Raw genomic sequence first — 585 nt, 5'->3', positions numbered from 1 at the left:
GTGTATGACATGGCCCGCAAGGGTGCCCGTGATGAAATTCAGACACAGATGCGTGATGGTGGCCTGTTCTCCGGAGGTGGACGATGAAGACCTTCCGCTGGAAAGTGAAACCCGGTATGGATGTGGCTTCGGTCCCTTCTGTAAGAAAGGTGCGCTTTGGTGATGGCTATTCTCAGCGAGCGCCTGCCGGGCTGAATGCCAACCTGAAAACGTACAGCGTGACGCTTTCTGTCCCCCGTGAGGAGGCCACGGTACTGGAGTCGTTTCTGGAAGAGCACGGGGGCTGGAAATCCTTTCTGTGGACGCCGCCTTATGAGTGGCGGCAGATAAAGGTGACCTGCGCAAAATGGTCGTCGCGGGTCAGTATGCTGCGTGTTGAGTTCAGCGCAGAGTTTGAACAGGTGGTGAACTGATGCAGGATATCCGGCAGGAAACACTGAATGAATGCACCCGTGCGGAGCAGTCGGCCAGCGTGGTGCTCTGGGAAATCGACCTGACAGAGGTCGGTGGAGAACGTTATTTTTTCTGTAATGAGCAGAACGAAAAAGGTGAGCCGGTCACCTGGCAGGGGCGACAGTATCAGCC

General features: G+C 55.9%; 1 protein-coding gene and 1 pseudogene. Both read left to right on the top strand.

The window, feature by feature from the left end:
- Positions 1 to 83 precede the first annotated feature (83 nt).
- Positions 84 to 413 carry a phage tail protein gene (locus CBF90_RS16210; protein WP_000847379.1) on the top strand — a complete coding sequence of 110 codons (330 nt, stop codon included), beginning with the start codon at positions 84 to 86 and terminating at the stop codon, positions 411 to 413.
- A pseudogene (locus CBF90_RS16205) lies at positions 413 to 585 on the top strand (phage minor tail protein L); the annotation flags it as partial. The gene CBF90_RS16210 and the pseudogene CBF90_RS16205, both read left to right, overlap by 1 nt.

The sequence above is a fragment of the Microbacterium sp. AISO3 genome (assembly GCF_002204305.1).
Lineage (GTDB): Bacteria > Actinomycetota > Actinomycetes > Actinomycetales > Microbacteriaceae > Microbacterium > Microbacterium arborescens.
This window is presented reverse-complemented; position numbering and strand designations above follow the sequence as displayed.

What these genes read in the sequence shown, in the direction of transcription:
- CBF90_RS16210 (WP_000847379.1), top strand. Translation starts at nt 84, where the DNA reads ATGAAGACCTTCCGCTGGAAAGTGAAACCCGGTATGGATGTGGCTTCG.